The sequence below is a fragment of the Paenibacillus sp. NPDC057886 genome, from assembly GCF_042796655.1.
Classification (GTDB): Bacteria; Bacillota; Bacilli; order Paenibacillales; family Paenibacillaceae; genus Paenibacillus.
The window spans coordinates 23,443-38,991 of record NZ_JBHVMZ010000012.1 but is presented as its reverse complement, the minus strand read 5'-3'; the positions used below and the strand labels follow the sequence as shown (position 1 = coordinate 38,991).

Genomic DNA, 15,549 nt, shown 5'->3' with positions numbered 1-15,549 from the left:
GAATCGGCTGTACTTTATTCATTCTTCAGACAATCGTTGGAACTGGACGATCCCTTATGCATATTAACGGCGAACCACGGAGAACCTAAGCAATATATCATAGCCAACATTTGCCTCCGATTCCTTCTGGCGAAAGGGTTGAATTTATGGAACACATCTTGGAATGGATTCGTAATCACGGAAAACTAGTGCTGCTATGCACCTGTGTCATTCTGGCCTGCGCAGGGCTATGGTCGAATCGTAAACAGTTGTTTTATAAGGAATGACTTTGCGAAACGAGAGCCCTTCCCGTATACTAAAATACCGTCAGGGTCTCCAGATCACCGGGGATCAGAACGTGTGTAGACAGGGGGAGCAATCATTGGGGATTTCCTATAAGAAGTTGAAAGAAATACAGAATCGGCAAATGACCGAAATGAGTAAGATGACACCGGAACATGTAAAACTGTTTGATCAGATCAGCACCATTGCGCGTCAATCACCTGCCGATGAGAGAACGCAGGAAGAGTGGATTCTCTCTGCTGGCAGAGCCATCGTACAAACTCAGCGCGACGGCAAGTCTGCTCGCGAGTTGTATGGACCTGATCTGAAACAACATGTCTATTCACAACTAGGTGTAGCAGATCATAATCCGGCTGCAACTGCTGGTGAATCTAATATGGACTCATCCAGACCTTCAAGTACGGCTGTACAGGGCTCCGGAAGCAAATCCAATAAAACCAGTACGTCAGCCAAGAAGACAGCACCAGTTGAAGCCGAACCAGCGGAGACTCCGGATCAAATTAAACGAACGCCCAAATGGTACTTCATGATCTCCTGGGCAGCTTTGTCTTTTGTCATGCTGATTCAAGGTGGGGTTGGACTATTTATTGGCTGGACGGGTGGAGATACAGAACCATTTAGCCATATCAGCCTGTTCTCCCTTATCGTTGCGGCGGTTGGGGGTATTGCATTGGTTGAAATGCTTCGTCGCCTTGCTGAGCGTCCAGATGATCAGGGAGCAGACAAGACTGCCAGACCGCAGGTCAATCTTCGCGGGATCGCCATCTATATCGTTATCGTTGTGCTTGTCTTATTTGTAGGATATCCGCTGCGTGACAGCCTTCCCGTATTTACGCTGGCTCCGTGGATAAGTCTTGTGATTGGAATTGTGGGATTAGCTACGTTGAGACCACTCTTCGGACAAAAGAAAGCGTAAGGATAGCCCTTTACTGGGCAGCATCTTTGGGTATATCGTACAGGTGTATGGTGTGCGAAGAGGAACTACGACATTCGGTGATGAGATAGAATATCGAGTTTCAACAAAGGGGCCATTATGGCCCCTAGCCAGCTGTTGAGAAATTCTCGACAGCTATTTTTATTTGCAGACCATTCAGGTAAAATTTCATAATATTTTTATCTAGCAGAGGTAAAGGTGATCACGTACCACATTTTATGTGTAACCTTAAATATGGCCAGCAGCTCGTTTGAAGCTAATCCCGCCTTCGAAAGGAATGGTCATGTCAAGCTTCAGATAGATGATCCACAGCGCCCGTAGAGTCTCTCTCCATTTTGAGCTGAATGCGATGCTTGATCTCCTTGCCTGGGGTCTCTCCAAATTCTCGCTTATACATGCGGATAAAGTAGTTCACTTCCATACCAACCGTCTCCGCAGCCTCTCTTACACTTGCTCGAGGGTGCTTGTCCAGCCATTCCGACGCCTTCTGCAAACGCAATCGCTGCATGTACTGATGCCCTGTCACCCCATGTCTCTGATGAAATAATCGGTTTAAGTGCTGCACCGAATAACCAACGGCTTCAGCTACATGCTTCAGCAGCAGATCATCCTGGTAGTGTGTGTGCATCAGCGACACTGCTCGACTGAATGCTTCATTTGCCGATTCCGACTCGCGCTCAGAACGTGTTAATGACCCACTCCGTACTTCTCGCTCTTCTGTCTCATCATGCAGCGGAAGGATGGACCGGGACACGTCCAGAATAAGCTGGTAGATGATTGTTGAGCTGTTCCACATTTCAGTCATCCCATTGTTCAGCGAGTGCCAGATATCCGTCACTCGTGACCAGAACTGTTCAAATCCGGACAAGCTCCGTGGCCCCATCGGCAGCAGTCCCGCCGACCGAAGCACCGCCCCCGCTGCCTCTCCACCAACGCCGATATATCCAAGTTCCCCGTGTGTTTTGGAATGCGGAATATACTCATGGGCCACCCCAGGTTCGATCACGAACAGTTGTCCCGCCGATACTGTCCACGCTCCTTCACCTGGTACCTTAAATTCCCCCTTGCCGCTGCGTAACAAAAAAAGCTGATACACCGGAAATCCATCCGGTCTAAAATGAACTTTCTCTTCTTGTGTCCCTACACAATACAGATACAGAGGTAACCGGGAATCCGGCAAGCCGGTCAAGCGAAATGCAAGCATCCCATCATTCCTTTCGGATCATGCTCTTCTTTCTCCTATTATCCATCGGTTTACCCACTTGCAGCAATGGCCAAAGGAACCTTTTTGGTGACAGGATTTTATAGTGCAGTATATTTGATTCAGAGAATTCACTACATTAGCAGAACAACCTTTGAGATTAAGAAAAACTCCCCTTCACTTTTGGAAAGGGAGCCTGAGTTGTTAACATAACTGAAAGATAAAATTGTTGGTTCTCGGAGTGACCGTTCCGGTTTCGAGCGCTACCGCTTCTTCAGAATCGATTCCGTCCCCTTCACTACTTCTGGCGCTTAACAAAACAAACTACTCATCAAAGCATCAAACTCTTTACAATTATTGAGGTGGAGTTTCTCCAGTAGGAGTTTGACTACCATTATCCGGATTGGACGTAGGAACTGCCGGAATAGTAAATGTAGCTATATCTGACCTTGTGGTTGTATATTTCGCAGAGTCACTAGACACGGAAACCACTCTGATTTTATATTTTCCTGGTTTGAAAACAGCTCCATCCGAATCCGTTGAATTACCGGTAATGTTAACGTTCGCTGTTGATGGATTGCCAGCCCCACTATTCACAGTGGCTACTCGACTACCAAGGCCGTTATCGATTGTGGTGCTAGCATCTTGGACAATGTAAACATCATAGCTTGCAACTCCAGTTTCATTGCCAGGCTTGGTGAAACTTACACTAATCGAAGTATCGGTTGCCGTTGCCTTCACATCTGCTACCTTCTCTACAAATGTTGGTGACTGTTTTTTAGCATTAATTATGAAAGTAGATGAAGTCATACTTGATTCCCGTTTGCTATCAGAAGATTCTGATAAAATGTAAGCCGTGTACGACTTGCCCGATACAATAGGTTGCCCGTTGATATCATTCAGTGCATTCGGAAGTGTGGCAATCCCCCCTGTTGTGTCCACTGACTTGATCACGTTAGGATTGTTTTCTTTTGCAATAGCTTTCGCCAAATTAAGATTAAATCCGCTTCCAGTCGGGGCAATCATTACAACATAACGACTGATCCCTACTTTTGAAGCTGGTTCCGTATATCTCAAGGTCACATCCGTTGCATCGCCAGCAGCCTGCTCTTCATTTTTAACTTCTACATCAGTGATTTTAACTGCTCCAACAGCACTTGTTACAGACAATTTAATATCAGCATAAGCTGTGGACAGCACATTGGAAGAGTTGCTGTTATTGCTTACTGCGAGCACAAATATACGATAGTTTTCCTCATTGAGAATTTTTGTACCATCTGTTGCTTTTACATCATTTAAAGTCAACGTATAATTTCCGCTTCCGCTAGCTTTATTCACAACCTTATAGTTTGGATTCCGATTTGCTTCTGCCAAATCGAACCCACCCAAGTTCGCCGTTTTGACTACGAAAACACGGTAATGATAAACATTCGTCTCATTAGACGATCTATTAAATGTCACCTGCAAATCACTACCGTCTCCATTATCTCCGATGTCCGCTGCAGTCACATAGGTCGGAGCGGCCACAGTCGAGTTCTGTACTAGCGTAATTTGTGAAGAATAAGATGACAATGCATTCTGGCTGGAATTGCCGCTATTGCTTACCGACAGGACGAACACACGATAAGAAACACCATTAGTGATTCGAGACCCATTAGTATCTACCGCGTTGCTCGGAAGAGTAAATGACTGATTTCCACCCGTCTTGCTCACCTGATAATAATTGTTCGATGCATTAGCTGCGCTCAGTGTGAAGCTGCCTGCATTTCCGGAACGGACCACATATACACGATACGCGGAAACGTTAGTTTCATCCGAAGCTCTATTAAACGAAACCTTCAGGTCACGTCCATCGTTGTAGTCACTCACATCAGCCACACCGATGTTGCTTGCAACTCCAGCATTACTATTCGTTGTCAGTCTCAACAGCGTTGACGAGGAAGACAGCGCATTGGTATATCCATTCTGCTGGTTGCCTACAGCCATAACGTAGATTCGATAATCCTGCAGATTCGTTACATTGTAACCACTTGTGTCCTTCATGGAGGATGGCAGTGTCGTTGTAATATTGTTGCCTGTTTTGTTCACGTTATAGTACAAGCTTGAAGACAGATTGCTCGCCGTAGTCAGATTAAAGCTGCTGGATACCGAGTTCCGCACTACGAAAATTCGATAATTAGCCACTTTGGATTCATCCGATGAACGGTTGAAACTCACCTGAATGTCACGACCGTCTCCATAATCCGAATTGTCTTTCACTTGCGTGATGACTGGCGCTGTTGCTGTGTTTACGCCCAGCGTAAGTGAAGATGATACTGTGGACAGTTTATTGTCTGCTGTTGCCGCATTGGAGCTCATGGATACAATGTAGACGACATAGGATGTGCCGTTTTTGATCAATTCCCCGGATGTATCACGCGTCGAGGAACTGAGCTGGCTTTTGACAGCCGTGCTGTTGCCTTTGTAGATAATGGTTGAATTAGAACTGGAAACATTATTGGCCGTAGTCAGATTGAATGAAGAAGCGTCTTTGGCCTTGACTACAAAAGCACGGTAATACGTAATATTCGATGTGGTGCTCGGCTGTGTGAAGTTAATTTCCAGGTCACGTCCATCCCCGTAGTCACTGATATCTGCGATGCGCAGGCCTGTGATAGGTTGCACCGTCGTTTTCACATTGTTTAGTTTCAAAGACTGGGAAGACCACGCCAGCAGATTTTTGTAGCTGTTGTTGCTGTTCCCCACCGTAAGTACATACAATCGATAGGTCTCATTGGAATTCAACAGATCCCCGTTCACGTCACGAGTCTGTGCATTAAGCGTCAATCTAGGGTTACTGCCATTTGGAGTCACGGATGTATAGTTCGAAGCAGGTACTGCCGATGCCGCAGACTCAGTAAAGCTGTTCACATCACGCGTTTTTACCAGCATAATCCGATATGCGGATACAGCCTTCTCGGACGTCGGACGGGTGAAGCTTACAGTCAGATCTCGGCCATCCCCATTGCTTCCGGATACAGAACCATAAACGTTCCATGCCGCATATTGCGTCTCATCCACTGGAGGCGTGGACGTTGTTTTGATATCTACCCGCTGATTGCGGGAATTCCAGAACACTTTCTCCCCAAAAGCTTCACTAACAAAACGAATTGGAACCATTGTGTTTCCCTTGATGGTATTTGCAGGTACATCCAGCGCTACAGCTTCGCCGTTGATGTAAGCCGTTTTGGAACCCAGTTTCAGTGATACTTCCTGATCTCCCCGGTTCGCCGTGATCGTTTTAGTTTTATTGGTGTACTTTACAGTCGCATCCAATCCTTCGAAAATGGAGCGTAATGGAACCAGTACACGTCCACCTTTCATGACAGGTGCCTGTGCGGACGAGAGCTCCGCATCGTTAATATAAATGCTGATTCTTGCAGCTGCATCCATAACTGACGTTGGAAGTGCAGACATCAACATGGCCGATACGGCCAGTGCTGACATCACCTTTTTCACTTGACGTCCTCCTGCTTTCTTCATATCCAGTATCCCCATTCTCTTCATTATTTAAGTTGAAATGTAATCGTTGTTGACTTTCATTTTATTCCTGTAATTTCCTGTGCACATCTAAGACGTATGAACATGAGTAAAAGTTTCCAATCCCACAAAAAATATTTTCGCAGAAATGTCCTTCCTCCATCTACCCTCCAAAGGTTAAAAATAACAGAATAATTTGTCATTATTCCGCAACAACATCCTTCCCAAATTCGTTTAATGTATAGTGAATAACAACCTATTATTTTTAAAATTACGGGAGGTTCACACGGATGACATCATCGTATTTATCTGGCCAACGCAAAGGGTTGCGATTCTTCATCACAGTCGTTACCATTGCTGCAATCTTTACAGGAACCACAGCTACATCTGGAGTTGCTACTGCCGCTCCTTCGAGCCCGGATACCAAAGTAACCACCAGCAGTTCAACCGTCATATATAAAACATTTCAATCCATGCTCAAAAAAAAGAACGGCTTACCCGCCGCTGACACCTATCTGGAATCCAATATCAAAAAAGTAACAACGCATCACGCCACCCTGATGGTGCTTCAATTGGAGAATGCGCGCCTGCAGGCTCTAACCGCCATGACGGACCGCTTGCTCGTGCCAAACGTTCAGGACAAGATGCTCAAGGCATACCAAGCGAACGACAGCTTCACCAAACTCATGGAGCGTACCCAGGACTCCGATCTGCGTGCACTGTTAAAAGAAGCCCGTGACAGCGGTTATCGCCTCGTCATGCTCGAAGGTTCCCTCTATCCCATTATGAATTATGCGGCACTCGTGAAATATAACTCTGATATTACAGAGGATATCTCAAGCTACATCCTCATCATGACGAAGGAAACGAAAAACTTGCCTGCGGATGACGGAGCGCTGGTCATTGGCTATCAGGAAATACTCCTTCGAGCACGCAGCCAGGAACGATTCCTGGAGCTGCATCCGAAATCCAACCGGGCCAAGCAGGTGCAGGATCTGTTGAACAGTTATACCCTGTATACCTTTTATGGGCTGAACAATACACCGCTGTTTGATTATGAAACGAACAAAATGGTTGCGAACGCCCAAAGAGGATACAACGGCGTCTTACAACGTCTTGCATCCGTCGATAGTAAATTCCTCACCAAGCTGGATGCCTTTATGGATGTGGTTAAGGAAGCGAAGTATGAGAAAACAGCTGCGGTGGAGAAATGGCTAGTACAGAATGTTTCGAACGGGGCTGATGCCGGCTATTAATTGGTTCATGATATTAATCACCTAATGAACACAAAGAAACCGACACAGGATTCGTTCCCATGTCGGTTTTCTTTGGATTCTATCGTTGAATTGAATCTCCTACACCAGGCCAGCTCTGATTCAAGAACTACAGAATCGGCTTGACCATATGGTTATACTCATGTCCAGAAATGACAATCACTTCATCCTTGATATAACCCTGCCGTTCGTACAACATCAAGGCCCGGCCATTGTCACGTTCAACAATGAGGGATACCTGCGAGTGTCCAAGTTCCTTTCCCTGCTGCTCAAAAGCAGCCATCAATGCCTTGCCGATGCCCTGCCCCTGATACGCTTCGCTTACGGATAGAGTATCCAGATAATACTCCCCGGGACGGGTTTCTTTGACCAATGCATATTTCTCATCTGTACTCCGACCAGGCCGATCCAGAATCGGCTGATCCAGAAGATCTGCTTCACCGCCATCATACGCTACCAGTATTCCCGCGACCTGTTCATTCTGCTCCATTACCGTTATATTACGATAACTGATCCGATTGTCTTCCTGCACGTAAAATTGCCGCAAAATCTGCATCGCTTTCTCATGATCGCCTTCACCCGCCAGCGCATAGGCAATATCACCAATCGCCTGATAGAGCAGAGGAATGACTTGTGCCGCATCTTCCTTGCTAGCAGGTCTCAACAGAGGCTGTGCCTCGCTACGGTCCGACTTCACATTGGAATGATTCATCAGATTAACATGTTGAACAGATTGAGATTTTTGTTCAGCTCGGTATACGCGAGGCCTTTACGATTCATACGTTCAATCAGCGGCTGGTAATCTTCCTTGTACATCAACTCGATGCCCACCAAGGCAGGGCCATTTTCCTTATCATGCTTCTTCGTATATTCAAAACGGGCAATGTCGTCATTGGGTCCCAATACTTCCACAAGGAATTCACGCAAGGCTCCCGCACGCTGTGGGAAATTGACCATGAAATAATACTTCAGACCTTCGTAGATCAATGAACGTTCTTTGATTTCCTGCATCCGGTCAATATCATTGTTGCCGCCGCTAATCACACAGACAACCGTCTTGCCCGCAATCTGTTCGCGATACTGCTCCAGTGCAGCAACCGCCAGAGAACCGGCAGGCTCCACAACAATCGCATTTTCATTATATAGCTCCAAAATGGTGGTGCAAGCTTTGCCCTCAGGCACCTTCACAATGTCGTCCAACGTGCCGCTGCAGATGTCAAATGTCAGGTCACCAACACGTTTCACCGCAGCACCATCCACGAATTTATCAATATCATCCAACGTGACAACCTGCTTACGGAACATCGCCTCACTCATGGAAGCCGCGCCTAGTGGTTCTACGCCAATGATGCGGGTTTCCGGGCTAACCGTCTTCATGTAGGTTCCAACACCGGCAGCCAGACCGCCACCACCGATTGTGACGAATACATAATCCGCTTTTTCATCCAGACTCTCCATGATTTCCATCGCCACCGTACCATTACCCGCAATGATCTTCGGCTGGTCGAACGGATGAATAAACGTCATGCCCTGTTCATTACACGCACGCATAGCTTCTTCATAAGCATCGTCATACGTATCACCTGTCAGCACAACTTCAACATTATCTCCACCAAATCGACGTACCTGTTTCACCTTCTGGTTTGGAGTTGTGCTCGGCATGAAGATTTTACCGTGGATGCTAAGCGCGTTACAGGAAAAAGCAACTCCCTGTGCATGGTTACCCGCGCTCGCGCAGACAATGCCCTTCTCCAGTTCAGCTGGAGTCAGACTGCGAATCATGTTGTATGCTCCACGAATTTTGAATGAACGCACCACCTGCAGGTCTTCCCGTTTAAGATACACATTACAGTTATATTTGGCCGACAATACAGCATCCCGCTGCAAAGGTGTTCTTACAATGACTTCACGCAGCACATGATGTGCGCGCACGATATCTTCCATGCCAACACCGGTACGGCCGGGATTGGCAGTTCCCGTTGGTTCTTGTTCCACTGGTTTCATCTCTTATCCACACTCCGCTTATCTTGGTTGGCAATGCAAGCATTGCTTTTTCTTTTTATTGTATCACTTTTGTTCTGTTCTTGCGCCTGAGCTCGCATCATTTACCATTCGCAATATTTCATCAACAATGACCTGGGGATCTGTAAACATGACCATATGGCTCGATTGATCAGCTCCGATCCATTTTGCATTCGATAAAGTACTCACAGTCTGGCGGTGTGCCTCGATAATAGCAGGTCTTATTTTACGCTCTCCCATGCCTGTTTTCGTACCTGAGATGACCCTGACTTCCAGATCACCAAGATCGAGAGGAGTAATCAGCAAGGAAGCCAAGTCATTTAGAAAAGGTTTCGACTCTGCAACCATTGTCCTGGCCGCCTGTAAGGTGAAATCCTCTGCACGGTGATCCCCGACAACGTCGTCAGGTTGTACACTTCCAGGTCTGCTGCCTAATAATCTGTACAATCCCGTACGTGCCATGAGCGGAATCAGGAGACTGTTCAAGGCAAAATTGAATTTGGCTGGTTTGGAAAAATACAGTTCACAGTGCTCGTCTGAAGGATCAACAAGAATAATTCCCCTTAGCCGAGACAGTTTCGAGGCCGCAGCCGCTCGTACAATGGGGCCTCCCCAGCTGTGCCCTACCAATATGAACGGACCAGGCCCCAATGCAGTCAGCAGATCGTCAAGATCTTCTGCTATTCTACGGAGATTGCGTGGAGACGAATCGACTTCACTTCGTCCTGTCCCCGACCTGTCGTACACAACGGCATGTGCATATTCAGCAACTGCAGGTGCTACCAAACCCCAGGTTGATCGTGAGAAACCCATTCCGGACTCAAATACAACGGTCAGATCGCCTGTTCCTCTGGACATATAATGTAGTTTGCGACCATCCCGGGTCTGAATAAAGGCACTTGAACCAAAAGAATGTGAGCTGTGGTTAGGCTTCATCTTCCCCTCCTAATTGCACGCAAAGTCATAACAAACCGAATCTAATTGAAAATGATTATCAATTACTTGATTATAGATTATTCCACTCTTTAGAACAAGGCATAGTGTCGGATTTGCAAGACTCTTCAGTTTTCATTAATCAACAAATATATCAACGCCTCTCTCCCGAAAAGCATATCAAAAACCCGATCCATTCAAGGATCGGGCAGTTAAACGGACTGCATAAACAGTGTGCCAAATTTACTTCATTCATTATTTATTGATTCACGCTAAAAGCAAAGCACGTAGCCTACAGATCAGACTGTGACTTCGATATTCATAACTTCCTACTCTAGGCAACCAATCACGCCTGAGTCTTAAACCATGCCGCAGCAGCTTCCGCCTCGGTACGGGTCAACTGATGCCCCTGACGCTCCCAGTGCATGTGTACATCGGCACCTGCTCCACTTAGCAGTGAAGCGAGTTCATCCGTTTCACGTTTTGGCACAATTGGATCGTTCTCTCCTGCTCCGATAAATATAGGTAAACCTTTCAGGTCCGGCAATTCCAAACCGCGAAGCGGTACCATCGGATGGTGCAGAATCGCTCCTTTAAATACGTCAGCCTGATGGAAGATCAGACTTGCTGCGATGTTTGCTCCGTTGGAATAGCCCAGCGCGAAGACATTGGCACGATCAAAGCCATACTCCACAGCAGCTGCATCCACAAAAGAACCCAGTTCCGCTGTCCGTGCAATGAGATCCTCTTCGTCAAACACCCCCTCCGCCAAACGGCGGAAGAAACGGGGCATTCCATTTTCGGATACGTTACCACGCACTCCCAGAATACCTGCTCCTGGCGCGATCATCTCGGCCAGACCTACCAGATCATTCTCCGTTCCACCTGTCCCGTGCAGCAACAAAATTGTGGGTGCATCCGGCTGAGAACCTGCTTTATAAATATGTTTCATTGTATTGGTAGTCGTCATGATTTGGGCTCTCCTTTCCATTCACGTACTTGAATAGGTGGCAACAGCTGTTCAATCTGCTCCCGCTGTGGTTCATACCATTCAGGCAGCATCAGTTTTTGACCCATGCTCTCTTGTGGTTCATCCCGTGCAAATCCTGGAGGATCCGTAGCCAGTTCAAACAGTATACCTCCCGGTTCCCGGAAATACACGGCGTTAAAGTACTGGCGGTCAATGACCGGAGTTGGATGATATCCGGCTTTTTCAAGATTCTGCTGCATTTGTTCATGCTCGACATAATCTTTTGCACGCCATGCGATATGGTGAACCGTACCTGCTCCGCCAATTCCCCGTTGGATTCCAGTCGATTGAATGTCGATCAGTTGACCAATGTCACCACTTGCCTGCAGACGAATGATTCCATCCTCTTCCCCTACCTGCTCGAGACCGAGCATCGTTGTCAGCACATCCGTTGTTTTGTCAGGTACATGGCTGAATAACACAGCTCCACCAAAACCTTTGATGGCATGTTCCGAAGGTACACCATTGAATGCCCACTGACTTGGCTGACCTCCTTCACGCTCGACCAATTCGAGCAACAGACCGCCTTTGTCGAAGAAGCGAATGTACTGCTCGCCAAATCTTGTTTTATTTTCAAATGGAATATCGAAGGATGTCAGACGTTCTTTCCAGAATGGCAGACTGCCCACCGGAATCGCATATACGGTTACCCCCGTCTGTCCTGCACCGATGACACCTCTTCTAGCATTTTTCTGCGGGAAGAAGGTGATAATGGTGCCGGGTGCCCCATCCTCATTGCCATAATACAGATGGTACACATCTGGTGCATCAAAGTTAATTGTTTTTTTCACCAGTCTCAATGCCAATACACCTGCGTAAAAATCAACATTTTTCTGTGCATCATCTACAAAAGCCGTAACGTGATGAATTCCTGAAGTTCTGAACATAATCTCCACTCCCTTGGTTTTATTTGTATCATTGTTATATTTAGCAGTTTGTTATACATTACTTTTTGTTTTTTATCTTTAAATTAAGATTCTTTAAATTTATATTAATCCATTGATCCTCAAAATGCAAGCTTTTGTTTTAAAGTTAAGATACTATTGGTCTTTGACCTGCTGAAATGCCGCTTGAGTTTACTGAAATCGACAATAAAAAAACAGGTCCCGATCACTCGGAAACCTGTCTTCCTTGAAACTTATTCCATTGCCTCCATACAACATCGACCCATATAACTTTGTATTACTTCTTTAGGTCAATTTTAATCGCTTAGACGGTTGAACCAAATCCTTGCCATCATATTCATCTTTGATATCTCCAACAATTTCTTCAAGAATATCCTCCATCGTAACCAGACCAACCGTTTCCCCCTGTGCATTATGCACCGTTGCGATATGGGAACGACTTTGCTGCATCTGGACCAAGACATCCTTAATCGGCGATAACTCCGAAAATTTCAACATGTCGTGTACAAACGTATCCATATTGAACGCCCGGCCTGCGGCAACACTCGTGAGCATTTCCTTTGTATGGATAAATCCAACGAAGTGATCCTGATTTCCTTTTTCGATCACAGGGAAACGTGTATATTCATGCTGCTTTAGAACCTCGATCATACGATTCAATGGCATTTCTTTGTCCAGTGTGACAATTTTTTCTTTGCGGATCATAATCTCCTGAAGCAAACGCTCATCAAAAGCAAAAATGTTTTTGAGGTAGTCCAGCTCCGTCTGATTAATTTCTCCACTCTCATAACTCTGCGCCATAATCAGCTTCAGTTCCTCTTCGGAGTGAACCGTATCGTGACCAGCGGGCTTTATACCAAAGATGCCAAGCAATAGACGGGCAGCCCCATTCAGCGCGTAGATGAACGGATTCATGATCTTACCAAACCAGTACAGCGGTGGTGCGAGCAATAGTGTCATCTTCTCTGCAAACTGGATCGCCAGTGTTTTCGGTGCCAATTCACCGATAACCACATGCAGGAACGTAATGATTGCCAAGGCAATCCCGTACGAAAGTACCGTAGACAACGCCGCTGGGACTTCCAATCGCTCAAACAGCGGATGCAGCATTTTCTCAACAGTGGGTTCACCCAACGCACCCAATACCAGTGCTGTGATCGTGATACCCAATTGACACGCAGATAGATAATAATCCAGATTGTGAGCCACTTTTTTGGCCAATACCGCTTTTTTGTTCCCTTCCAGGATCAACTGATCTATTCGGGACATCCGTACTTTCAGAATTGCAAATTCTGCTCCAACGAAAAAGGCGGTCAGACCTATAAATACGGCTACTAAAAATAAGTTTAAGGCTATTATTCCGTCCAATGATTTCCCTCAATATGAGGGATTCACCTCCAAGTTGATCATTTTAATTTGAGTTTTCAAATAAAATTGCTTAGCCACTCCGATGACAGTAGACCCTTCCAGTAGCAGTGAGGAAAGCACTTTTAAAGTAATCCGATCAGGCCAGGTCACTGGCAGATTCATCGACCTGAGCACCATTTACACGTTCAAGCAGAACCTGCTTAATGTGAAAATTTTCTGCGTCCACAACGGTCCAGACGTAATCACCGTGCTCTACTGTATCGCCTTGTTCCACACCGACACCCTTCTGGAACTGAATCCATCCGGCCACGGTATCCATCTCTTCATTGCCTTCAAAGACAATCCCAAACTGCCGCTCCAACTCATCCAGCAGCACCCGGCCGTTAATGAGATATTGGTTCTCTCCAGTTTCCTGAATGTCAGCAACTTCATCGGCATCGAACTCATCCCGAATCTCGCCGACAAGCTCCTCCAGAATATCCTCCATTGTAATGATTCCCGAGGTACCTCCGTATTCATCCACGACCACGGCCATGTGCACACGTTCCTGCTGCATCTTGATCATGGCATCCTGGATACTTGTAACTTCAGAAACGAAAGGAATTTCGCGAACAAAATCGACAAGTTGGTGCTCCCTCAGGGCAACCATGTCGGGCAAAATCTTTTTCACATTCACTACACCGACAATGCGGTCCTTGTCCCCATCCTCGATGACGGGATAACGTGAATAATGATGCTCATCCAATATCGGAATAATATCGTCGTAAGTCATATTCTGATTCAGTGTCACAAGCTCTGTCCTCGGAACCATGATGTCTTTGGCATCACGCTCATCGAACACGAATACGTTTTCCAGATACGAAAGCTTAGTCTTGTTGTTCTCGTCCCCTTCATAACTCTGGTTCATGATGATTTTGATCTCATCCTCCGAGTAGGCCTGTTCGTGTCCGGCAGGCTTTACGCCAAATGCCCGAAGAATTACCCGGGATGCACCATTCAGCGCCCAAATGAAGGGATACATAATTTTTCCGAACCAGTATAGCGGCGGCGAGAGCAACAGCGTCAATTTTTCCGAAAATTGGATCGCCATCGTTTTGGGAGCCATCTCCCCAACCACAACGTGCAGGAACGTGACAAGTATAAAGGCAATCGCATAGGAAGCAACCGCCGATATGGAAGCTGATACATCCAGATAATTAAATACCGGGTATAACAACCTTTCAACGGTTGGCTTACCGAGCGCCCCCAATCCAAGGGCAGTTACGGTAATACCGAGCTGACAGGCTGACAGATAATAATCGAGGTCCGAGACTACTTTCTTGGCCAATATGGCCTTTTTATTTCCCTCGGCAACCAGTTGATCCACTCTTGATGTACGAATCTTAACCACAGCGAACTCAGATGCAACGAAAAATGCGGTCAATGCAATCAAGATAATGAGTAATACAATATTTAATATGGTGATTATGTCCAATGATTTCCCCGCTTCTCAGGGATTCACCTCCAGAGATAGTTACAGCGTGATCGGTTAACTTGGTTAACCATTCAACAGCTGATTGACGTTCAATATGGCGTATGCCTTATATGAAATCGATAAATGATAAAGTGTGTATAGGTTGTACTTTGACCTTGTAAAATTGCAAAACAGGAATTCAGGATGAAGTCCATCACTTATAGAAACTACTTCACTAAAAACAGGGTTCCCCCTCATGCTGTCATTGTTTCTCGATTTACTCCACCAAAATTCTCCATTTGGACAGTTTACAATATCGCCTTCCCAATAGATATCCACCTCCCCTCTTGTTCATTCCTGTTTCAGAAAAGTATAACATGATCTACGCCAAACCATCCAGTTGCACGTTATGGTTTGGAATATAGATTATACAATGAGTTCACAAAATAAACTTTTATGTACGTGATCTTGCTCTCATCTACAATTATTTTATGTGATATTGTTCACATGATTAGTATAGACCAGTTTATAGAAATGGTACCCTTTACTTTAGTCGATTAAACCTGCCACGGGCCTTTATTTACAGCCATTCTTCTTTGCCGAATCCGGACTATGACAAGTCCAGCAA

The 15,549-nt window shown here is 46.0% G+C and carries 11 protein-coding genes; 2 read left to right on the top strand and 9 right to left on the bottom strand.

All coding sequences use genetic code 11. The features are described from left to right. Positions 1-361: 361 nt before the first annotated feature. On the top strand, positions 362-1,198 hold the full coding sequence (locus ACFVQB_RS30300) for a hypothetical protein (RefSeq protein WP_379448249.1): 837 nt from the start codon (positions 362-364) through the stop codon (positions 1,196-1,198). 304 nt (positions 1,199-1,502) lie between these two features. Here ACFVQB_RS30300 and ACFVQB_RS30295 read toward each other — a convergent pair whose 3' ends face one another. Then, positions 1,503-2,420, bottom strand: coding sequence for an AraC family transcriptional regulator (locus tag ACFVQB_RS30295; protein ID WP_379448246.1), 918 nt, complete (start codon positions 2,418-2,420; stop codon positions 1,503-1,505). Between the two features lie 351 nt (positions 2,421-2,771). Continuing rightward, entirely contained in the window at positions 2,772-5,939 is a 3,168-nt protein-coding gene (locus ACFVQB_RS30290; RefSeq protein ID WP_379448244.1) for a stalk domain-containing protein, read from the bottom strand. Between the two features lie 287 nt (positions 5,940-6,226). Between ACFVQB_RS30290 and ACFVQB_RS30285 the strand changes: the two genes are divergently transcribed. Beyond that, positions 6,227-7,192, top strand: coding sequence for a hypothetical protein (locus ACFVQB_RS30285; RefSeq protein ID WP_379448241.1), 966 nt, complete (start codon positions 6,227-6,229; stop codon positions 7,190-7,192). Between the two features lie 127 nt (positions 7,193-7,319). On the opposite strand, the gene ACFVQB_RS30280 is transcribed toward ACFVQB_RS30285, so the two are convergent. From ACFVQB_RS30280 to ACFVQB_RS30250, 7 genes are all read right to left on the bottom strand, one after another. Further along, the gene (locus tag ACFVQB_RS30280; protein ID WP_379448238.1) at positions 7,320-7,922 is read right to left on the bottom strand and encodes a GNAT family N-acetyltransferase; all 603 of its coding nucleotides are present in this window, start codon (positions 7,920-7,922) and stop codon (positions 7,320-7,322) included. Further along, positions 7,922-9,214, bottom strand: a complete 1,293-nt coding sequence (gene ilvA, locus ACFVQB_RS30275; RefSeq protein ID WP_379448235.1) for a threonine ammonia-lyase IlvA — start codon at positions 9,212-9,214, stop codon at positions 7,922-7,924. The genes ACFVQB_RS30280 and ilvA overlap by 1 nt, the downstream gene beginning before the upstream one ends. 63 nt (positions 9,215-9,277) lie before the next feature. Next, complete coding sequence (locus tag ACFVQB_RS30270) at positions 9,278-10,168, bottom strand: alpha/beta fold hydrolase (RefSeq protein ID WP_379448233.1); 891 nt, start codon at positions 10,166-10,168, stop codon at positions 9,278-9,280. Between the two features lie 343 nt (positions 10,169-10,511). Continuing rightward, complete coding sequence (locus tag ACFVQB_RS30265; RefSeq protein ID WP_379448511.1) at positions 10,512-11,117, bottom strand: alpha/beta hydrolase; 606 nt, start codon at positions 11,115-11,117, stop codon at positions 10,512-10,514. Between the two features lie 14 nt (positions 11,118-11,131). Then, positions 11,132-12,082, bottom strand: coding sequence for a ring-cleaving dioxygenase (locus ACFVQB_RS30260; RefSeq protein ID WP_379448230.1), 951 nt, complete (start codon positions 12,080-12,082; stop codon positions 11,132-11,134). Positions 12,083-12,385: 303 nt separating this feature from the next. Next, the gene (locus ACFVQB_RS30255; RefSeq protein ID WP_379448228.1) at positions 12,386-13,468 is read right to left on the bottom strand and encodes a hemolysin family protein; all 1,083 of its coding nucleotides are present in this window, start codon (positions 13,466-13,468) and stop codon (positions 12,386-12,388) included. Positions 13,469-13,604: 136 nt separating this feature from the next. Beyond that, on the bottom strand, positions 13,605-14,942 hold the full coding sequence (locus tag ACFVQB_RS30250) for a hemolysin family protein (RefSeq protein WP_379448225.1): 1,338 nt from the start codon (positions 14,940-14,942) through the stop codon (positions 13,605-13,607). Between the last annotated feature and the right edge of the window lie 607 nt (positions 14,943-15,549).